The 20,408-nt window shown below is 53.8% G+C and carries 17 protein-coding genes; 10 read left to right on the forward strand and 7 right to left on the reverse strand.

Annotation, left to right across the window (positions count from 1 at the left end; translation table 11 throughout):
• The first annotated feature begins 50 nt into the window (after nt 1-50).
• The 9 genes from AB1I49_RS10415 (at nt 51) to AB1I49_RS10455 (ending at nt 9,981) form a co-directional block, all read left to right on the forward strand.
• Nucleotides 51-1,493 (forward strand): nicotinate phosphoribosyltransferase, encoded by a 1,443-nt coding sequence (locus AB1I49_RS10415; protein ID WP_186833969.1) that lies wholly within the window; start codon nt 51-53, stop codon nt 1,491-1,493.
• Between the two features lie 440 nt (nt 1,494-1,933).
• Nucleotides 1,934-3,235 carry a UDP-N-acetylglucosamine 1-carboxyvinyltransferase gene (locus tag AB1I49_RS10420; RefSeq protein WP_186833968.1) on the forward strand — a complete coding sequence of 434 codons (1,302 nt, stop codon included), beginning with the start codon at nt 1,934-1,936 and terminating at the stop codon, nt 3,233-3,235.
• Between the two features lie 133 nt (nt 3,236-3,368).
• Nucleotides 3,369-4,157, forward strand: coding sequence for an MBL fold metallo-hydrolase (locus AB1I49_RS10425; protein WP_186833967.1), 789 nt, complete (start codon nt 3,369-3,371; stop codon nt 4,155-4,157).
• Nucleotides 4,157-4,642, forward strand: a complete 486-nt coding sequence (rlmH, locus tag AB1I49_RS10430; RefSeq protein WP_316611812.1) for a 23S rRNA (pseudouridine(1915)-N(3))-methyltransferase RlmH — start codon at nt 4,157-4,159, stop codon at nt 4,640-4,642. The genes AB1I49_RS10425 and rlmH overlap by 1 nt, the downstream gene beginning before the upstream one ends.
• 11 nt (nt 4,643-4,653) lie before the next feature.
• A complete protein-coding gene (locus AB1I49_RS10435; protein ID WP_407720940.1) occupies nt 4,654-6,396 on the forward strand; it encodes an Rqc2 family fibronectin-binding protein in 1,743 nt (580 codons plus the stop codon).
• A 78-nt stretch (nt 6,397-6,474) separates the two neighbouring features.
• The gene (ilvB, locus tag AB1I49_RS10440) at nt 6,475-8,106 is read left to right on the forward strand and encodes a biosynthetic-type acetolactate synthase large subunit (RefSeq protein ID WP_186833715.1); all 1,632 of its coding nucleotides are present in this window, start codon (nt 6,475-6,477) and stop codon (nt 8,104-8,106) included.
• A 12-nt stretch (nt 8,107-8,118) separates the two neighbouring features.
• The gene (gene ilvN, locus AB1I49_RS10445; RefSeq protein ID WP_186833716.1) at nt 8,119-8,610 is read left to right on the forward strand and encodes an acetolactate synthase small subunit; all 492 of its coding nucleotides are present in this window, start codon (nt 8,119-8,121) and stop codon (nt 8,608-8,610) included.
• A 61-nt stretch (nt 8,611-8,671) separates the two neighbouring features.
• Entirely contained in the window at nt 8,672-9,712 is a 1,041-nt protein-coding gene (gene ilvC, locus AB1I49_RS10450; RefSeq protein WP_330057460.1) for a ketol-acid reductoisomerase, read from the forward strand.
• Between the two features lie 53 nt (nt 9,713-9,765).
• A complete protein-coding gene (locus AB1I49_RS10455) occupies nt 9,766-9,981 on the forward strand; it encodes a DUF896 domain-containing protein (protein WP_316610555.1) in 216 nt (71 codons plus the stop codon).
• A 20-nt stretch (nt 9,982-10,001) separates the two neighbouring features.
• Here the strand turns inward: AB1I49_RS10455 and AB1I49_RS10460 are convergent, their stop codons facing one another.
• The 6 genes from AB1I49_RS10460 to AB1I49_RS10485 form a co-directional block, all read right to left on the reverse strand.
• A complete protein-coding gene (locus tag AB1I49_RS10460) occupies nt 10,002-12,038 on the reverse strand; it encodes a heavy metal translocating P-type ATPase (RefSeq protein WP_407720941.1) in 2,037 nt (678 codons plus the stop codon).
• Nucleotides 12,039-12,042: 4 nt separating this feature from the next.
• Nucleotides 12,043-12,342 (reverse strand): ArsR/SmtB family transcription factor, encoded by a 300-nt coding sequence (locus tag AB1I49_RS10465; protein WP_316617252.1) that lies wholly within the window; start codon nt 12,340-12,342, stop codon nt 12,043-12,045.
• 134 nt (nt 12,343-12,476) lie between these two features.
• Nucleotides 12,477-15,170, reverse strand: coding sequence for a valine--tRNA ligase (locus AB1I49_RS10470; protein WP_407720942.1), 2,694 nt, complete (start codon nt 15,168-15,170; stop codon nt 12,477-12,479).
• Between the two features lie 119 nt (nt 15,171-15,289).
• On the reverse strand, nt 15,290-17,236 hold the full coding sequence (locus tag AB1I49_RS10475) for an ABC-2 transporter permease family protein (RefSeq protein WP_407720943.1): 1,947 nt from the start codon (nt 17,234-17,236) through the stop codon (nt 15,290-15,292).
• A complete protein-coding gene (locus AB1I49_RS10480; RefSeq protein ID WP_316610853.1) occupies nt 17,214-18,113 on the reverse strand; it encodes an ABC transporter ATP-binding protein in 900 nt (299 codons plus the stop codon). Before AB1I49_RS10480 ends, AB1I49_RS10475 begins: the two co-directional genes overlap by 23 nt.
• Nucleotides 18,114-18,126: 13 nt before the next feature.
• Nucleotides 18,127-18,483 (reverse strand): GntR family transcriptional regulator, encoded by a 357-nt coding sequence (locus tag AB1I49_RS10485; protein ID WP_316612730.1) that lies wholly within the window; start codon nt 18,481-18,483, stop codon nt 18,127-18,129.
• 168 nt (nt 18,484-18,651) lie between these two features.
• Here AB1I49_RS10485 and fliB point away from each other — a divergent pair, with 168 nt between their 5' ends.
• The gene (gene fliB, locus AB1I49_RS10490; protein WP_316610855.1) at nt 18,652-19,686 is read left to right on the forward strand and encodes a flagellin lysine-N-methylase; all 1,035 of its coding nucleotides are present in this window, start codon (nt 18,652-18,654) and stop codon (nt 19,684-19,686) included.
• Nucleotides 19,687-19,723: 37 nt separating this feature from the next.
• On the opposite strand, the gene AB1I49_RS10495 is transcribed toward fliB, so the two are convergent.
• Nucleotides 19,724-20,404 (reverse strand): HD-GYP domain-containing protein, encoded by a 681-nt coding sequence (locus AB1I49_RS10495; RefSeq protein WP_407721679.1) that lies wholly within the window; start codon nt 20,402-20,404, stop codon nt 19,724-19,726.
• Nucleotides 20,405-20,408: the final 4 nt, after the last annotated feature.

The raw sequence follows: 20,408 nt of genomic DNA on the forward strand, positions 1-20,408 counted from the left end.
TTTGAGAGTGCCAAAATCATTATTACTAATAATATGTCAAGGAGACGGCTATGAAAAAAGAAAATCTGGCGATGCTTTGTGATTTCTATGAATTCACCATGTCCAACGGCTACTTCAAATACGATTTTTACAAGCGCAAGGTGTACTTCGACGTTTTTTACCGCAAGGTACCCGACAACGGCGGTTTTGCGATCGCCGCGGGTCTTGAGCAGGTTATAGACTACATCAAGGAGCTGCACTTTGACGACGACGATATCGCCTACTTCCGCTCCAAGGGCATTTTTGACGAGGAGTTTCTCGATTATCTCAAGGACTTCCGCTTTACGGGCGACATCTGGGCTGTTCCCGAGGGAACTCCCGTTTTCCCGAACGAACCGATTCTCACAGTACGCGCACCCGCGATCGAGGCTCAGATAATCGAAACATACGTCCTTCTCTCGCTCAATCACCAGACGCTGATCGCGACAAAGGCAAACCGAATTGTCCGCGCCGCTCAGGGCAGAGCCGTGCTCGAGTTCGGCTCACGCCGCGCACAGGGTGAATCGGGCGCTGTTCTCGGAGCGAGAGCCGCGTATATCGGCGGCTGCGCAGGTACCGCTTGCACCCTCACCGACGAGCTTTACGGAGTTCCCGCGGGCGGCACAATGGCGCATTCGTGGGTTCAGATGTTCGACAGCGAATACGAAGCCTTCCGCGCCTACTGCGAGCTCTACCCCGACAATCCGACCCTGCTCGTCGACACCTACAACACTCTTCGCAGCGGCATTCCCAACGCGATAAAGGTATTCAAGGAGGTTCTGCTCCCTCAGGGCAGAACAAAGTGCGCGATACGCCTTGACTCGGGCGATATTTCATACCTCTCGAAAAAGGCGCGCAAAATGCTCGACGACGCGGGTCTGACAGAGTGTAAAATCACCGCGTCGAACGCTCTCGACGAGAAGCTCATACGCGACCTGATGATGCAGGGCGCTCAGGTCGACACCTTCGGAGTCGGAGAACGGCTTATCACATCTTCCTCATCGCCCGTTTTCGGCGGAGTTTACAAGCTCGTCGCGGTCGAGAACGCCGAGGGAGATATCGAACCGAAAATCAAGGTCAGCGAGAATGCCGCCAAGATCACAAACCCGCATTTCAAGAAGGTCTACCGCTACTACGACAACGAGAGCGGCAAGGCTCTCGCCGACGAGCTCTGCGTTTATGACGAGGTTGTCGACGATACCAAGCCCCACACAATATTTGACCCCAACGCTACTTGGAAAACCAAGACCCTGACCGACTTTACGGCAAAGGAGCTGCTTGTGCCGATTTTCAAAGACGGCGAGTGCGTCTATGAATCTCCTTCAATTCAGGAAATCGCAGACTACTGCCGCGGCCAGATTGACCTTCTCTGGGACGAGGTAAAGCGCTTTGAGAATCCGCACGACTACTACGTCGACCTCTCGCAGCAGCTTTATCAAATTAAAAATATTCTCCTGAATGTGCATAAAATGTAAATTCCAATTTTGAAAAAGCGGTATAAACCGCACAAAAAACGGGAATATTTATTCAAGAATTTACGGCTCTGTAATAAATCGAATATTTCTCGAACGGAATAAAAACGCATTTTTAATGCCTTTGAGGAAATTTGGCGAAATCTTTACAAGGATTGTTAATTCTAAAAACAAATGTGACAACTCTTTAATTATTTGAGTACAAGTTCGCCAAAAAACGGTTACAATTTTCAGAATGCGTTGACTTTACTACGATTTTGTAGTATCATTTTCTACAGGAGAATTGTCGAGTTACAGCTATGTAACCACAATATCTGGTATCTTTTAACCAAAATGTAATATATTTTGTGGTTTAGTACCGTTTTTCAGGCGGTTTCATACCATATATAGCATATAACATTGTTGCAGACTAAATCTCTCGGAAAGAATTGGAGTGTCAACAATTGGAAAAGTTTGTTGTTAACGGCGGTAAGCCCTTATTCGGAGAAGTGAATATCAGCGGCGCGAAAAACGCGGCGGTCGCGATTATTCCCGCGGTCATTCTCTGTGACGAGCCCTGCCAGATTGAAAATATTCCCAACATCAGCGACGTTACCCTCATCAGCAAGATCTTGCAGCAGATGGGCGCGAAGGTCAAGAGAATCAACAGAAGCACCCTCTACATCGACCCCACCCATATCCACTCAAGCTCGGCGACCACAGACTTGGTAAGAGGCATGAGAGCATCTTACTACCTGCTCGGCGCTCTGCTCGGCAAATACGGCAAGGCAAAGGTTGCCCTGCCCGGCGGCTGCAACTTCGGCGTCCGCCCGATCGACCAGCACCTCAAGGGCTTTGAGGCTCTCGGCGCTGAAACAAGACTTGTCGACGGCGCTATCATCGAAGCGACCTGCGCCGAAGAAGAGGGTCTTGTCGGAACACACATTTACCTCGACGTGGTATCCGTCGGCGCGACCATGAACATCATGCTCGCCGCGAGCCGCGCGAAGGGTCTGACCGTCATCGAAAACGCGGCAAAGGAACCGCATATCGTTGACCTCGCTAACTTCCTCAACTCCATGGGAGCTGACGTAAGAGGCGCAGGTACCGACGTTATCAAGATCCGCGGCGTTTCCTGTATGCACGGCATCACCTATTCGATTATTCCCGACCAGATCGAGGCGGGTACCTATATGTGCGCTGCCGCTGCGACACGCGGACGCATCACTATCAACAACATCACTCCCAAGCATCTTGAGTCCATCTCCGCGAAGTTCCGCGAAATGGGCGTAAAGATCACCGAATACGACGAGGCTATCATCTTTGACGCGACCGTCAAGCCGCTCAAGAGAGTCAACATCAAGACCATGCCTCACCCCGGCTTCCCCACCGACTGCCAGCCGCAGTTCACGGCTCTGCTCATGAGCGTACCGGGAACCAGCATCGTAAACGAGAATGTCTGGGACAACAGATACCAGTATATCAGCGAGCTTATCCGCATGGGCGCTCACATCTCGGTTGAGGGCAGACTCGCCATCATCGAGGGCGGCACACCGCTCACCGCGGCTCCCGTCAGCGCGACCGACCTCAGAGCAGGTGCAGCGATGATCGTAGCGGCTCTTCAGATCAAGGGCACAACCGAAATCTCGAGCATTCAGTACATCGAGAGAGGCTACGAGGACGTTGTCGAGAAGTTCAGAGCTCTCGGCGCGGATATCAAGAAGGTATATTACACAGGCGACAACGAGCAGGAGCTTCGCGCTTAAGCTCATATTATTACCGTAAACAGAAAGGTTTGACGATATGTCAGACCTTTTTTTGCGCTGTGCGGAACCTGACACTTGCGGCGGAGTAAAAAATGTGATATTATTTATTTCACACTAAGGAAGGAATGAGATTATGGCGCGGATAGTACCGCTTTTCAGCGGAAGCAAGGGAAACTGTTACTACATAGGCACCGCCGCCGAAGGCGTGCTGATCGATGCGGGCAGAAACTGCAAGCAGATCGAGCTTGCTATGGAAGCGAACGGACTGAGTATGAAGTCTGTCGGCGCGGTTTTTGTCACTCACGAGCACATTGACCACTGCTCGGCGCTGAAGGTGCTCGCAAAGAAGCACAGCCTGCCCATATACGCGAGCGAAGGCACCCTGAACGCCCTTGCCGAGCGCGACAGGCTCGCTCCCAACGCCAAAACGCTCGTTATCCGAAACGAAATCGCCCTCGGCGGCATGAGGATTCAGCGCGTTGACACACCGCACGACGCGGCTGAGAGCTGCTGCTATCGTGTGACCACGCCCGACGGCAAAACCGCGATGATCGCCACCGACATCGGTCACGTCACCGAACAGATACGTTCGGCGCTGACGGACTGTCAGCTCGTGGTGCTCGAATCGAACCACGATATCGATATGCTTCGCACGGGACCGTACACCTATGTGCTCAAAAAGCGCATTCTCTCGGACATAGGGCACCTCTCAAACGACGCCTGCGCCACAGAGCTTTCGCAGCTCGTGAGAAACGGCACTCTGCGGCTGATTCTCGGGCACCTCAGCGAGATGAACAACACTCCCCAGATTGCGCTTCGCACCTCTGTGGCGGAGCTTGGACGAGCGGGAATGAAATACAAAAATGACTACACCCTCGACGTCGCACCGAGCGCGCCGACGGTAAAGAGCGTGATATTTTAATGCTGAAAATCAACATCATCTGTATCGGAAAAATCAAGGAAAAATACTTCTCGGACGCGATCGCCGAGTACACAAAACGCCTAGGCGCGTTCTGCAAGTTCACAATTGTCGAGCTTGCGGAGGAAAAAATCAGGGACAACATCCCAAACCAATCGCAGATTTCCGAGGTACTGCTCGCCGAGGGCAGGAGCATTCTCAAAAAAATCAGCCCGTCGGACTACGTCGTCGCTCTCTGCATCGAGGGCAAGCTGACCTCGAGCGAGGAGCTTTCAAAGACGCTCGACAGTCTCGCGCTCTCGGGTAAAAGCACGGTGAGCTTTGTCATCGGCGGCAGCTACGGACTGAGCGATAAGGTCAAAATCAGGGCGGATATGCGCCTTTCGATGAGCCGCATGACATTCCCCCATACAATGGCGCGAATGATACTCACAGAGCAGATCTACCGCGCGTTTGAGATAAGCACGAACGGAAAATACCACAAATAATCGGAGGAAACATGGCGTTAGACGGCATTTTTTTACGGCATATAAAGCATGAAATAGAAAACGAAATTCTCGGCTCGCGCGTAAACCAGATTTACCAGCCCAACCGCGACGAGCTTGTTCTCGTCCTGCGAGGTTATTCGGGCAGCAAAAAGCTCCTGCTATCGGCAAGGGCTAATTCGCCGCGTGTGAGTTTCACCGAACACGCGCCCGAAAACCCCACTCAGCCGCCGATGTTATGCATGCTTCTGCGCAAGCGTCTCGGCGGCGGAAAGCTCACCGCTGTACGTCAGCTCGAGTGCGACCGCGTGCTCTTCCTCGACTTTGACTGTATAAACGAGCTCGGCGAGCAGGTGCCGCTGACAGTCGCCTGCGAGATTATGGGCATGTACAGCAATATCATCGTACTCAACCGCGAAACGGGAGTGATTACCGACGCTCTCAAGCGCGTCGACCTGACCGTCAGCAGCAAAAGACTTATTCTCCCGAATATAAAATACGAGCTGCCCGAGGCTCAGGACAAGTTCAATATCCTTACCTCGGAGCCATCACAAATCGCGGAGCGCATCTGCTCTCTGCCTGCCGAAATGCCGCTTTCAAAGGCGGTTCTCTCGTCGGTGCAGGGCATATCTCCGATTATCGGGCGTGAGGTTGAGTACCGCGTCTGTGAGGGCGCGACGAACAGACTCGAGGGAGTCTTGTACGACAAATTATTAACGGAAATCGGCAGTCTTAAAGCGCTTGTTGAGAACTGCTCTGGCACACCGTGCACGGTCTACCGCGAGGACGGCAAGCCGATGGACATATCGTTTCTGCCGATCACCCAGTACGGCGGCTTCATGAGGACGGAAAACTCTCAGAGCTTCAACTCGTTGATCGATAATTTCTACGACGAGCGCGACCGTCAGGGCAGAATGCGCGTCAAGACTCACAGCCTTACCAAGCTGCTGCAAAACCTTCGCGACCGCACTGCGCGCAAGCTGCAGAAGCAGCACACCGAGCTTAGTCAGTGCGCGGACAGAGAACAGCTGCGTATCTGCGGAGATTTGCTGCAGGCTAACCTATACCGCATTGAGCGCGGAGCGTCCTTCGCGAACGTTGAGAATTACTACGACGAAAACGGCGGCACGCTGCGGATAAAGCTCAACCCCGCGATCTCGCCCGCGGCGAACGCCCAGAAATACTACAAGGACTATCAGAAGGCGAAGAACGCCGAGAGCTTCCTTACCGACCAGCTCAAAAAGGGCGAGTCGGAGCTTGAGTACCTCGACTCGGTGCTCGACGAGGTATCGCGCGCCGAAACCGAGCGCGAGCTGTCCCAGATACGCGAGGAGCTTACGGAACAGGGATATCTTCGCGCGCCGAAGGGTCGTCAGCTAAAACAGAGCGCTTTGCCGCCGCTGAGCTTTGAGTCGTCTGACGGATTTAAAATCTACGTCGGCAGGAACAACCGTCAGAATGACCTTCTCACACTCAAGACAGCCGCAAAGACCGATATCTGGCTCCACACAAAGGAGATCCACGGCTCGCACGTGATTATTTCCGCCGAAGGCAGACAGGTCAGCGACACGGCGATCATCGAGGCGGCGCGGCTCGCGGCGTACCACAGCAAGGCGCGCACAAGCTCGAACGTGCCCGTCGACTACACTCTTGTCAAGCACGTCAGCAAGCCATCCGGCGCTAAACCCGGCATGGTGATATACGTCAACAACCGCACGGTTTACGTTGACCCGTCGGAGAGTGTCCGGAAGTCGTGAAAAACTCTTTACAAGCCGCATAAATTGTAGTATAATATAATTTAATCGTGAAGTTTACGGATAAGGAGGCATAACACAATGATCAGCGGAGCTGAAATTATGGTTAAGTGTTTGGAAGCTGAGGGCGTGAAAGTCGTCTTTGGTTATCCGGGTGCGACCATTTGTCCTTTCTACGACAAAATTTATGATTCCACTACCATCAAGCATATCCTTGTCCGTCAGGAACAGAACGCCGCGCACATGGCGAGCGGTTACGCGCGCTGCAGTGCGAGCGGTATTCCGGGCGTATGCGTCGCGACCTCGGGTCCGGGCGCTACCAACCTGATTACGGGTATCGCCACAGCCTATACCGACTCGATCCCGCTTGTCGCGATCACGGGTCAGGTACGCAGCGACCTTCTGGGCAGAGATGTTTTCCAGGAGGCGGATATCACAGGCGCGTGCGAGCCGTTTGTAAAGCACAGCTACATAGTCAAAAAAACAGAGGATTTGCCGAGAGTATTCAAGGAGGCCTTCCATATCGCCTCAACGGGCAGAAAAGGCCCCGTGCTCATCGACATTCCGATGGACATACAGGAAAACGAGATCGAGGAATTCGTCTATCCCGAAAGTGTGAACATCATCGGCTACAAGCCGAACACCAAGGGTCACGCGATTCAGGTAAAGCGCGCGGTTGAGGCTATCAAAAAGAGCCGCCGTCCGCTGATCGTTTCGGGCGGAGGAGTGCTTCTCTCGGGCGTAAAGCCCAAGTTCCAGGCGTTCGCCGACATGACGGGAATTCCCGTTATCTCGACCATGATGGGCATCGGCGTTATGCCCAGCGAGCACGAGCTGTACCTCGGTATGCTCGGCACCCACGGCAAGACGGTTGCCAACCGCGCGCTTCACGACGCGGATCTTGTCATCGTCTGCGGAGCACGACTCGGCGACAGAGCCGTTGCCGCTCCTCACCAGATGAGCGAGAACACCACCGTCATTCACATCGACATCGACCCCGCCGAAATCGGCAAGAACGTAAAGACCGAGATTCCGATTGTAGGCGATATGAAAAACGTAATGAATATGCTCATTGAAAGCATAGGCGACTACAAGGTTCCCAACCAGTGGCAGGAGACCGTCAAGACGTGGAAAAAGGACTTCCTTCGCGTGCCTCCCGTATTTGAGGGCTATGTTGAGCCGAGAACTCTCGTCGCTCACCTCAGCGCGATGCTCCGCTCAAAGGCGATCCTCGTCGCCGACGTCGGACAGAACCAGATATGGTGCGCCAACAACTTCCGTATCCGCGAGGGACGCTTCCTCACGACGGGCGGCATGGGCACCATGGGCTATTCTATCCCCGCCGCTGTAGGCGCGAAGCTCGCAAGGCCCAACCGCGACGTTGTTGTCGTCTGCGGCGACGGCAGCTTCCAGATGAGCATGAACGAGCTTGCGACGATTGCGGGCAACGACCTTGCGATCAAGATCATCATCATGCGCAACCACCGTCTGGGCATGGTGCGCGAGCTTCAGGACAAAAACTACGACTGCCGCCACAGCGCGACAATTCTCAAGGGCGATCCCGATTTCCTCAAAATCGCCGAGGCATACGGCATTGACCACGCCGAGGCAAATTCCAACGAGGAAGCCGAGGAAATCATCAAGGGTATGGTTAAGTCTGACAAGCCGTTTATCCTCGTCTGCAACGTATACCCCGACACTCCGTCCATTTAATGAGGTGACAGTATGCAGTATACACTATCAATTCTCGTTGAAAACCAGGCAGGCGTTCTCTCGAAGATTTCGGGACTCTTCTCCCGCCGCGGTTTTAATATAGACTCCCTCGCGGTAGGCGTAACAAATGACCCGAGCGTTTCGCGTATCACCATCGTCGCGAACGGCGACGAGTACGTTGTCGAGCAGCTCGAAAAGCAGCTCAACAAGGTGATACCCGTCATCAAGGTCAAACGCCTGAACGAAGGCGAGTTCATCAGCCGCGAGCTGATTCTGATCAAGGTTCACTGCGCCGCATCAAAGCGTGCGGAGATCATCAAGACAGCCGAAATCATGCAGGCGAAAATCGTCGACGCGGCGCCGAGCTGCGTGACCGTAGAATACTGCGAAACCTCGGCGAGAGTCAAGACCCTGATCGATATGCTCAGACCCTACGGAATCCGCGAAATCGTCCGCACGGGCACCATCGCGATCGACAGAGGAAACGCGGCTGTATCCGTATAATCGCTTCCAATCTATAAATTATTATAAACACGCCGCATATGCGGTAAGGAGGAAATTCAAAATGAAAGACTACAAAGAAAACATGAAAGCACCGATTTATTATCAGTCCGACTGCAATCTTGCCCTTCTCGACGGCAAGACTATCGCCATTATCGGCTACGGCAGCCAAGGTCACGCTCACGCGCTCAACCTCAAGGAGAGCGGCTGCAACGTAATCATCGGTCTTTACGAGGGCAGTAAGTCATGGGCAAAGGCTGAGGCTCAGGGCTTTGAGGTATTCACCGCTGCCGAGGCTGCCAAGAAGGCTGACATCATCATGATTCTTATTAATGACGAGAAGCAGGCGGCTATGTACAAGAAGGACATCGAGCCCAACCTCGAGGCAGGCAACATGCTCATGTTCGCTCACGGCTTCTCCATTCACTTCGGTCAGATCGTACCTCCCGCTGACGTTGACGTTACCATGATCGCGCCCAAGGGTCCGGGTCACACCGTACGTTCCGAGTATCAGGTAGGCAAGGGTGTTCCCTGTCTCGTAGCTGTTGCTCAGGACGCTACAGGTCAGGCTAAGGATCTCGCACTTGCTTACGCTCTCGGTATCGGCGGCGCAAGAGCAGGCGTTCTCGAGACCACCTTCAGAACCGAAACCGAGACCGACCTCTTCGGTGAGCAGGCTGTTCTCTGCGGCGGCGTTTGCGCTCTTATGCAGGCAGGCTTTGAGACTCTCTGCGAGGCAGGCTACGATCCCAGAAACGCTTACTTCGAGTGCATCCACGAGATGAAGCTCATTGTTGACCTCATCTATCAGTCAGGCTTTGCCGGCATGAGATACTCCATCTCCAACACCGCTGAGTACGGCGACTATGTAACAGGTCCCAAGATCATCACCGAGGACACCAAGAAGGCTATGAAGAAGGTTCTCTCCGACATTCAGGACGGTTCCTTTGCCAAGGAGTTCCTCCTCGACATGTCTCCCGCAGGCGGTCAGGCTCACTTCCGCGCTATGAGAAAGCTCGCTGCCGAGGCTCCCGCCGAGAAGATCGGTACCGAGGTAAGAAAGCTCTACAGCTGGTCTGACGAGGATAAGCTCATCAACAACTAATTTACAATTATATGGGGCGGGCAGCTTGTCCGCCCTATAATTTTAGGTGACATATGGAACAGAATTTACTGCAGCGCATAAACGAGCTTGCCAAAAAGAAAAAGACCGTCGGTCTGACAGCTGAGGAACAGGCGGAGCAGAAAAAGCTCTACAAAATCTATCTCGGCGAGATCCGACAGCAGTTCAGCGCGACACTCGACAACGTTTCCGTTGAGGAGAAGGACGGCACTGTAGTACCGTTCAAACAAGCGTATAAAAAGAAAAAGTGAGCTTTTTGGGCTCACTTTTTTTATTTCCGTATTTTCAAGAGCCGCGCCGTGTAGAGCACGCAGATTACGCAGACGCCCGTATCCGCGACAACGGACATCCAGATTGCCGCCAAACCGAAACATGCCAGAACAATGACCGCCGCCTTTACCGCGAGTGCAAATATGATATTTGTGCGGATAGTGCGCATCGTCCTGCGCGCGGTTCTGACCGCCTTCGGAAGCGCATGGAGAGTACCTGAGGAAAGCACAGCGTCAGCCGCCTCAATCGCTGCCTCGCTGCCCAGACCCATCGCCACACCGCAGTCGCTCGCTGTAAGTACAGGCGCGTCGTTGATACCGTCGCCGACAAAGCATACACCGCCGTCGAGCGACTTCACCGCGCTGAGCTTATCCGCAGGGAGTAATCTTGCCCTGCACGAATCAACGCCGACCTCAGCCGCAACAGACTTCGCGGCAGCTTCGCTGTCGCCCGTGAGCATGACGGTGTTCTGAGCGCCGAGTGATTTCAGCTGAGAGATAACCTCCGCGCTCTCGTCACGGACGGTGTCGGCAACCTTTACCGCGCCGATAAGCTCGCCGCCGAGAGTGAGAAAGACGTTGCAATCAGCCGCATTTGACGGCACTTCGCCGCTATAGCTGCCGCAGCAGAGCATGCTGCCCTCGTACTGAGCCGAGGTTCCCCTGCCTGCGGTCTCGCTGAAATTGCTCAGAGTAATATCCGCGGCATTCGCTTCGCGGCAAATCGCGCGCGCAATCGGGTGAGAGGAATATTCCTCCACCGCCGCCGCAAGGCTGAGTATCTCGTCCTCCGAATAATCAGAAAGAGAAACCGTTTTGGCTACTCTCAGCTTGCCCGTAGTGAGTGTGCCTGTCTTGTCAAAAACGAAGTTCTTCGCCGTCGCAAGAGCCTCGAGATACTTACCGCCCTTGATCAGCACGCCCTGTCTTGAAGCCGCGCCGATGCCCGAGAAGTACGCGAGCGGCACCGAAATCACAATCGCACACGGACATGAAGCTACGAGCACGACAAGCGCGTTGTATATCCACTTACTGAAGGTGCCTAATCCGATGAGCGGCGGCACAACTGCGATCAGCACAGCCAGACCGACCATTATCGGTGTGTAAACGGCGGCAAACCGCGAAATCAGTTTTTCGCTTTTGCCCTTCTGAGCAGCCGCGTCCTCGACCATCTGCAAAATCCGCGCGGCAGTGCTTTCGCCGAACGCCTTTGTGGTTCGGATTTTGAGCAGGCTGTCGCCGTTTATTCCGCCGCTTAGTACCTCGTCGTTCACCGCGACGGCAACGGGAATGCTCTCGCCCGTCAGAGCGGCATTGTCCACCGTCGAGCTGCCTTCAACGACAACGCCGTCAATCGGAATGCGCGCGTGCGGCTTGATTACAATTATCTCGCCTGCCGCAACGCTCTCTGCAGCGACCTCTTCCTCGTGGCCGTGGTGAATGATGATAGCGGTGTCGGGGCGTATCTGACTGAGCTTCTCAATATCGCGGCGCGACGCGTCGACCGCGAAGTCCTCAATCAGCTCACCGACGGTAAACAGCAGCGTCACCATCGCACCCTCGACATACTCGCCGAGGATGAACGCCGCGATCACCGCGACCGACATCAGCACGGTCTCCTCTATTCTGAACTTTATGAGGTTCTTAAAGCCCTTGACAAACACCTTCCAGCCCGCGAGAACCGTAGCCGAAAGGCTGAGTGCAAACACGGCGATATCCGCGAATTCGTTATGCACGGCAAGGTGGAAAACAAGCGCAGCAACGCCCAAAGCAAGCGCGATGATCAGCAGCACATGCTCGGTTTTAAGCTTCTTTTTTTCTTTGACTGCGGTTTCCTTTACGGTCACGCCGTCCTCAATACTGTCGCAGATTTGTTGAATTTCGGCGGCAGGGTTCTTTTTTTCACTCTCAAACCGCAGCTCCTTTGTCGCGAAGTTGAAGCTGACCTTTTCATAGCCGTCAGTTTCCGCGATAGCCTGCTCGATCTTACCGGCGCAGTGGGCGCAGTTGAGATTTTCCAGAATCAATGTGTATTTCATAGCTCTACTCCATCAGGTGGTCAATACCCATCTCAATGATTTTCTTGACGTGGTCGTCGTCAAGGGTGTAGTATATCTGCTTACCCTCGCGGCGCGCGCGGACGAGCTTGTTATTGCGCAGAACGCGGAGCTGATGCGAGATAGTGCTCTGCTCCATTCCGAGAGTTTCCGCGATGCTGAGAACACTCAGCTCCTCGTCGGAAATCGCGTACATAATGCGCAGGCGAGTTGAGTCGCCGAAAACCTTAAACAAGTCCGCAAGCTCAAAGAGCATATCCAGATCGGGAATTTCACGGTTGCCCATATTATCACCTCAATATTTGTTCATATGAATATATGTTCATTTGTTAATTTGAGTATAGCACAAGAAAATCCGTTTGTCAATCGGTTTTTAAAAAAATTAAGGGACAGAGCGAATCTGTCCCTTTAAATATTCAATTATTTAAGCGCGTCGATCGCGGCTGTGATAAGAGAAATCTGCTCTCTCTCCTTTTCAGCCTGCTTTCTGACGTTCTCGACTACCGCCGCGGGAGCCTTCGAGATAAAGCCCTGGTTATTGAGCTTTCCCTCAGACTGGGCAAGGCGTTTTTTGAGCTGCTCAAGCTCCTTGTTGAGGCGCTTAAGCTCGGCTTCCTTGTCAACAAGCTCGTCCATGGGAATGTAAACCTTCGCGTCGGGAGTGACGATAGTTACCGCTCCGTCGATGTCGAAGCTGTCGCCTACCTCTACGCCGCTTGCGGACGCGAGCTTGACGAAGAACGCCTGACCGTCCTCAAAGGTATTGGGGAACTTGGTCGCAACGTAGATTTTCGCCTTGCGTGAGGGCGGAACGTTCATCTCATTTCTGCGGTTGCGGATAGCGCGGATAGCGTTCATTATGCGCTGCATCTCCTGAGCCGCCTCGGGGAAGTCAAGCTCGGGCTTGAAGGTCGGGTAAGCGCAGAGCATTACGGTCTCGCCCTCGTGAGGAATCGTCTGCCAGATCTCCTCGGTGATGTATGGCATGAATGGGTGGAGAAGTCTGAGGATCTGATCGAGCACGTAGAGCAGCACCTGACGGGCGTTCTGAGCGTCCTCGCCGTCGCTCTGCAAGCGCGCCTTTGTAAGCTCGATGTACCAGTCGCAGTAGCAGTCCCAGATGAACTCGTAAACCTTCTGAACCGCGATACCCAGCTCGAACTTGCCAAGGTTCTCATTGACCTCCTTAGCCACTGAGTTGAGGGTGGAGAGAATCCACTTGTCCTCGGTGGTGAGGACTGAGGGCAGTTCGTTCTTAACGTCATGGTCGTCGATATTCATGTGAACATAGCGTGAGGCGTTCCAGAGCTTGTTCGCAAAACCGGAGCATGCCTCGATGCGCTTCTCGGAGTAGCGAATATCGTTACCCGGGGAGTTGCCGGTAACGAGGAGGAAGCGCAGCGCGTCAGCGCCGTACTTCTCGATGACCTCGAGCGGGTCAACGCCGTTGCCGAGGGATTTGCTCATCTTTCTGCCCTGCTCGTCGCGGACGATACCGTGGATAAATACGGTGTCGAACGGAGCCTTGCCTGTCTGCTCGATCGCAGAGAAAATCATTCTCGCGACCCAGAAGAAGATGATATCGTAGCCCGTGACCAAAGTGCTGGTCGGGTAGAAATATTTGAGGTCTTCGGTATTCTCAGGCCAGCCGAGGGTCGAGAACGGCCAGAGAGCTGAACTGAACCATGTATCGAGGGTATCCTCGTCCTGAGTAAGGTGAGTACCGCCGCAGTGGCAGCAGCAATCCGGAGCGTCCTTAGCGACGGTGACGTCGCCGCAGTCCTCGCAGTAGTAGGCAGGGATCCTGTGACCCCACCAGAGCTGACGGGAAATGCACCAGTCCTTGATGTTCTCCATCCAATGGAAGTAAACCTTCTCAAAGCGCTCGGGTATGAACTTAGTCTCGCCCTCGCGTACAGCCTTGATAGCGGGCTTTGCGAGCGGCTCCATGCGTACGAACCACTGCTTTGAAACCATCGGCTCGATGGTGGTGTGGCAGCGGTAGCAGGTGCCTACGTCGTGGGTGTGTGGCTTGACCTGCTTGAGCAGACCGAGGTCGGTGAGGTCGGCGAGAACGGCTTCTCTCGCTTCGGCGGTGGTCATGCCTGCGTACTTGCCGCAGTCGATGACCTCCGGCTCGTTCTCGGCGAGTCTGCCCTTTGCCTTGAGCTCTTCATATGCCTCAACGTCAGCCTTGCCTGTCATGTGGCCGTCGTAGGTGAATACGCGTACGATAGGCAGGCTACAGCGCTGACCTACCTCGTAGTCGTTGGGATCGTGGGCAGGTGTAATCTTAACAACGCCCGTACCTTTTTCCATATCTGCGTGCTCGTCGCAGACAATCGGAATCTCCTTGTTGAGCAGCGGAAGGATAACGTGGCAGCCGTGGAGGTGCTTGTAACGCTCGTCCTCGCTGTTAATTGCAACGGCGGTGTCGCCGAGCATTGTCTCGGGACGGGTCGTGGCGATTTCGAGCATCTCGCCCGTTTCCTTTACGGGATAGAGAATGTGCCAGAAGTGACCCTGCTGTTCCTCATACTCGACCTCTGCGTCGGAGATAGAGGTGTTGCAGTGCGGACACCAGTTTACCATGCGGTTGCCGCGGTAGATTTTGCCGTCCTCATAGAGCTTGACGAAAACCTCGCGTACCGCCTCGGAGCAGCCGTCGTCCATTGTGAAACGCTCGCGCTCCCAGTCGCAGCTTACGCCTAATTTGCGCAGCTGTCTTGTGATTCTGCCGCCGTACTCGCGCTTCCACTCCCACGCGCGCTCGAGGAACTTCTCGCGTCCGAGGTCGTCCTTGGAAACGCCCTCCTTGCGCATAGCCTCAACGATTTTCGCCTCTGTAGCGATAGACGCGTGGTCGGTACCGGGTACCCACAAAGCGGCATAGCCTGACATACGCTTGTAGCGGATAAGGATATCCTGCAGTGTTTCGTCAAGCGCGTGGCCGATGTGCAGCTGACCCGTGATGTTGGGCGGCGGCATAACAATAGTATACGGTTTTTTATCGGGATCCGCTTCTGTGTGGAAATAATTTCCCTTGAGCCAGAAGTCGTAAATTTTGTCCTCAAATTCAGAGGGCTTATAGGATTTTGCCATCTCCTTAGCCATAAAATCGCTCCTTAAATATATTTGTTTGCATACCGTATTATTATCGCATTTTACGGCGGTTTTGTCAAGGTTGAAGGTAGATAAAACGAAAAAAGCGCGGCATAAGCCGCGCCTTTCACTCATCTGTATGGGTTTTGATAGTACCAGCTGGTTTTGTTCAGCTTGTTGTCCTTGTCGAGCACGCCGATCTCGCGCATTGCCTTCAGGGTCCGGGTGTAATCCTCGCTTACATAGCCCCTGTCGCCGTCGGAATCGCCGTGAGTCATAAGGCTGAGCATCTCGCCGAGGAAGGAGTTTCCTTCAAGGTTGTCATTCTTTCGGTACCTGATATTTATGCAAACTACTGCATCCTTCGGCTCAACCTCGCCGTGTTCGGCAAAGTCCTTTCGGTAAGCCTCCATCACCTTCTCGATATCAGCCCTGGCAGAAGGATTGTATTCGTCCTCCTGAATGGTGAGAGGCGAGTACAAGTAGTAACTGCCCCAATCGTTGTCATCGTCGGAAACAGACAGGGAGTTGATCTCGTCATATTTCGCGTTCATTATGCTGCTGTAGCGCAGGAAGTATTCCTCGTCATCGAGCAGGTCGTTAATATTCGTTTCGTCAATGGTGAAATCGCTGAACGTTCCGTACTGCTCGTAGTAGCATCTGGTTACGGTAAAGCCGTTGTTCAGCTTGTAGGACACCACATATCCCTTGTTGTAGAGCGAGGACGAGAAGCCGCTCAAAAACATGTTCGCCCAGATATCCGCATATGGGTTGTAGCTCGTGCTGTCGAGCCTGCCGACAATGCCGTGGTGGAAATATGTGATGCTGCGGATATCATCGGCGTCGGTATAGTCGTCGGCGGCGAGATTTCCGAGCTGCACGGCGTTGAGCTTGCCCGTAAAATAGCAGTCCTCAAGGTCTATTACGCCCGCGCTCTTGATATTCTCCGTTACGGGGACGAAGCGGTTGTAGCCCGTTATATCAAAGCTGAGCACAAACATCACGCCTGCCGTGAGAACGACCAGACCGCCGAGAGGAATCGCGGTTTTGATGAGCTTGTTTACCCCGCGGTAGAGAATCATATGTGTGATAACGTAGGCAGGAACGCTGCCGAGCACAAAGCCAAACATGAAGCCCGCTAACGGAATGAAGAACACGCCGAGAGCGCCGAAGATGCTGCCGAGGAACATTCCGAAGTCAAAGGCGACGAGCACCTTGACCATGTAGGCAGGCAGCCAGTAGGCAAACGAGGTCTGGGCACATTCCGCACGTCTTTTCTTCACAAGGAAGATACCGAGCGCAAGACACGCCGCCGTGAAGATAATCCAGTAGATGATATTTCCGCCGCTGTAAGCCGAAAGCGGATTGAGCGCCTTCATGATGAAGCTGTTCTCGTAAATCATCAGCGGCATTCCGTGCAGGAAGGACATCACCGTGCCCTTTATGAACATAGCCGCGACGACGTAGGCGAAGTTTATCGCGATGAAAGCGATAACGCTGTTCACGGTGGTGCCGCAGCAGACCGCGAGCAATCCGTAGAACGAAACGCAGGCGATTGAGCCGAGCAGCAGGTTGAGATAGAGGCTCGTGACCTCGTTGACGAGCGGCTGACCGAAGCAGACAGAAATCAGCGCGATCACTGACAGGAAGAACATCGTCGGCACGAGCGAGAAGATGTACGCCGAAACGGTCTTTGCGACATAGAACGTGCGCCTGCTTATCGGAAGCGCGCCGTACATATCAGCCTTGCGCTTGTTGTGCAGATATGAGTAAATACGTATGGTGTAGATAATCGTGAAAACCGCATTGAGGAAGAATACCACATATGACGCGATAATCTGGAAAACCTTGACGGCGGTTTTGACCGCGTCGTAGTCGATGCTTGCGGCATTCGCCGTGCTCCATGAATCCGTCGCCTCGGAAAAGCCCACGACAAGGCAGATAGTGAATATCACCGTAGTGAACACGCCTGCCAGGATCGCGAAAACCAGCAGCGCGCCCGAGCAGTTGCGCAGCTCCCACTTGAAGGTCGTCAGGCACTGCCTTAATCTGCTCTTAGAGGATACTGTTTGTGTCATAGCCCGCAGCCCCCATTTCACTTATAAATATTTCCTCAAGGGTCAGCGGCATGGCTGAGATATACGCGGGCTGCAAAGCATTGAGCCTCGGCATAAACTCCTCCTCCGTTCCCCTGATCGTTACGTTGAATACATTTCCGTTGCGCCATATGCTGATAGCGTTGATACCCTCAAAGAGATTAGGCACGTTCGGAACCTCGCGGAAGGCGACCTGAACCTTGCGGAACTCAAGCCGCAGCGAGTCGATATCGCGCTCCATTAGCACCGAACCGCGGTGCATAAGGCAGATGCGGTCGCACAAGTCCTCCAGCTCGCGCAGGTTGTGCGAGGCGATGATAACGGTCATCCGGTGCTCTGCGACGTGCTCAATCAGAATGCGCTTGAGCAGATGGCGCACAACGGGGTCAAGCCCGTCGAAGATCTCGTCGAGGAACAGATACCGCGGGCAGGTCGACAGCGCGAGGATAAGTGCCGCCTGACGCTGCATGCCCTTCGACATATTGATGATTTTATTCTTTGTGTTTATCGGGAAAACCGAGCAGTAGCGCATGTACGCCTCATCGCTCCAGTGCGGATAAAGCTCGCGGTAGAGCGTCGCGGTATTCTCGATCGTGCTGTTGTTGTAAAAGAACGGAAAGTCGGGAATGAAAAAGCACTCGCCCTTTGCCTCGGGATTGTCGAAAAGCTCCCTGCCGTCGAGCAGGATACTGCCCTCTTCCCCTCTGAAAACGCCCGCGAGCATACGCAGCAGGGTGGATTTTCCGCTGCCGTTGCTGCCGACCAAGCCCATAACGGTGCCTTCCCGAACGGAGAGATTCAGGCTGTTGACCGCGACAACCTTATCGAACCGTTTGGTAAGCCCTTTGATTTCAATCAAAACATTACCTCCCTTAATAAAGCTTCTCGATGATACCGAGCAGCTCTTCCTTTTGCGCTCCGTTTGAGAACGCGTCCTTCGCCGCCTTGCGGAACGCTTCAAGCGTCATCAGCTTTTGGGCGGATTCCGCCGACAGCTTGTCGGTGAGGAAGCTGCCTCTGCCGACCGATGAATAGATATAACCCTCGTTTTCGAGCTCGCGGTAAGCCTTTGCCGCCGTGTTCGGGTTGATACCCAGATCCGCCGCGATACTGCGCACGGGCGGCAGCTTGTCGCCCGGCTGAATCACTCCTGCCGCCGCGAGCTTTATCACGCCGTTGTACAGCTGCTCGTAAATCGGTTCCCTCGCCGCAAAATCAATTTGAAACATTCTCTTTCCCCCTCAAAAATGTCACCAATCGAAATTTTTGTATTAGTTTATTTAATACACCTAAATCATAATACAATCGCTGTCCCGTGTCAAGGTGTTTCGCATGTTTTTTCGACAATTGACAGCTGTATCTCAAATGTGGTATGATTGCCGTAAGGGAGTGACATTATGCAGGAAATCTACCCGAGCTTTTACCATGAATTCAAGTGCATAGCAAACCTCTGCGAGGACAGCTGCTGCAAGGACTGGGACATCGACATCGACAGCGATACCGAGGAGTTTTACAAGACCGTACAGGGTTCCCTCGGCGACAAAATGCGGGCTATGCTAGTGACCGACGAGTACGGCGAGCGCGTTTTCCCGTGCACAGACGGCAGGTGCCCGTTCTGGAACAGGGATATGCTCTGCGACATATACATCGGAATCGGCGAAGAGCACCTCAGCCAGACCTGCGCGAACTTTCCGCGCGTCGCTGTGGACTACGGCGACTTTTGCGAGCACATTCTATCCTTTGCCTGTCCCGAGGCGGCGAGGTTCATGCTTAAAAATACAAGAGAAGCCTACTCCGACTTCGGCGGCGAGCGCGAGCTGGATTTGAGCGAGGACAGCGGCGACTGCATGAGCTTCCTGATAAAGGCGCGCGAGAAAACTCTCGATTATCTTTTGAACGAGGGCGAACCCTTCGCCTACCGCCTTGCGGACTGCCTTGAGTTCAACGCTCAGGTGCAGAGCCTGCTCGACGGTGAGGAACCCGAGCCTCTCGACCTCAGCGGCGCCGAAAGCCGCGGCAGCGGATTTATCTTTGATATGCACCTTGGTTTTGAGATAATGAGCGGAGAGTGGAAGTCTGCCCTGAGTGATACCGCAGAAAAAGCTCAGAAGCTGAAAATCCGCGATGACTTCGCTTCTGACTTTGAAAAGTTCGCGCTGTACTACGTCTACCGCTACTACCTCGAGGCGATAAACTCTGGCGATGTGCTCTACTCGATAAAGCGTATTGTCTGCGCGTACCTCGTCACAGGCAAGCTCGACGCACTGTTTTTTGAGAGGGACTACCCGTACTCGCGCATGAGGATTTTGCAGCGCTACTCAAAGGAGGTCGAACACTCCTACGACAACACAGAGGCGCTCAACTCCGCCTTTGATACGGACGACAGGTTTGAGGTTGAAAGCCTTATCGCCTTGCTCGAGCAGGAGATTTAAAAAAACGGAAAGACCCGAAGGTCTTTCCGTTAATTTTTTATTCGCCGCTGTTCTCCTCTGCGACCTTTCTGATTTCGTCCTCGGCGTCGAGGAAGGCTTTGACGACGTTCGCGTCAAAGTGCGTACCCGCGTCGCTGCGGATAATATCTATAGCCTTTTCGATCGGGAACGGCGCCTTGTAGCTGCGGCGCGAAACGAGGGCGTCGAAAACGTCTGCGACTGCCATAATGCGCGCGGACAGCGGTATCTCCTCGCCCTTCAGTCCGAGAGGATAGCCCTTGCCGTTCCATTTCTCGTGGTGGGATACGGCTAGGTTGCGCGCTTCTCTGAGGTATCCCGAATCCTCCGAAACGGAAGCTATTGCCCTGTCGATGATTTCTCCGCCCGCGGTGGTGTGCTCCTGAATCTGCCTGAATTCCTCGTCGGTCAGACGGCCGGGTTTATTGAGCACCGCGTCGGGAACGTGGATTTTTCCGATATCGTGAAGCGGCGCGGAATTAACGACATCGTCGATAAACTCGTCGGTCATCTGATCAGCGTAAATTCCCTCGCGCTTCATCTGTTCCATGATTATTTTAGTGTAGGCAGCGGTCTTTTTAATGTGGTCGCCGGTGCACTGGTCGCGGCTTTCGACCATGTCGGCGAGCACTATTATCAGACCGTTCTGGAGCTTTGCAATCTGTTCGCCCTTCTTCTGAACCTCGCCGATGTAGCCCATGGTG

Origin of the sequence: Ruminococcus sp. NATIVEDY160 (assembly GCF_045819885.1) — a bacterium.
Lineage (GTDB): Bacteria > Bacillota > Clostridia > Oscillospirales > Acutalibacteraceae > Ruminococcoides.

Coding starts and splice junctions, on each gene's coding strand:
- AB1I49_RS10425 (WP_186833967.1), top strand. CDS start 3,369: ATGGCGCGGATAGTACCGCTTTTCAGCGGAAGCAAGGGAAACTGTTAC.
- fliB (WP_316610855.1), top strand. CDS start 18,652: ATGCAGGAAATCTACCCGAGCTTTTACCATGAATTCAAGTGCATAGCA.
- AB1I49_RS10470 (WP_407720942.1), bottom strand. CDS start 15,170: ATGGCTAAGGAGATGGCAAAATCCTATAAGCCCTCTGAATTTGAGGAC.
- AB1I49_RS10485 (WP_316612730.1), bottom strand. CDS start 18,483: ATGTTTCAAATTGATTTTGCGGCGAGGGAACCGATTTACGAGCAGCTG.
- AB1I49_RS10435 (WP_407720940.1), top strand. CDS start 4,654: ATGGCGTTAGACGGCATTTTTTTACGGCATATAAAGCATGAAATAGAA.
- ilvB (WP_186833715.1), top strand. CDS start 6,475: ATGATCAGCGGAGCTGAAATTATGGTTAAGTGTTTGGAAGCTGAGGGC.
- AB1I49_RS10495 (WP_407721679.1), bottom strand. CDS start 20,404: ATGGGCTACATCGGCGAGGTTCAGAAGAAGGGCGAACAGATTGCAAAG.
- rlmH (WP_316611812.1), top strand. CDS start 4,157: ATGCTGAAAATCAACATCATCTGTATCGGAAAAATCAAGGAAAAATAC.
- AB1I49_RS10415 (WP_186833969.1), top strand. CDS start 51: ATGAAAAAAGAAAATCTGGCGATGCTTTGTGATTTCTATGAATTCACC.
- AB1I49_RS10475 (WP_407720943.1), bottom strand. CDS start 17,236: ATGACACAAACAGTATCCTCTAAGAGCAGATTAAGGCAGTGCCTGACG.
- AB1I49_RS10455 (WP_316610555.1), top strand. CDS start 9,766: ATGGAACAGAATTTACTGCAGCGCATAAACGAGCTTGCCAAAAAGAAA.
- ilvC (WP_330057460.1), top strand. CDS start 8,672: ATGAAAGACTACAAAGAAAACATGAAAGCACCGATTTATTATCAGTCC.
- AB1I49_RS10460 (WP_407720941.1), bottom strand. CDS start 12,038: ATGAAATACACATTGATTCTGGAAAATCTCAACTGCGCCCACTGCGCC.
- AB1I49_RS10465 (WP_316617252.1), bottom strand. CDS start 12,342: ATGGGCAACCGTGAAATTCCCGATCTGGATATGCTCTTTGAGCTTGCG.
- ilvN (WP_186833716.1), top strand. CDS start 8,119: ATGCAGTATACACTATCAATTCTCGTTGAAAACCAGGCAGGCGTTCTC.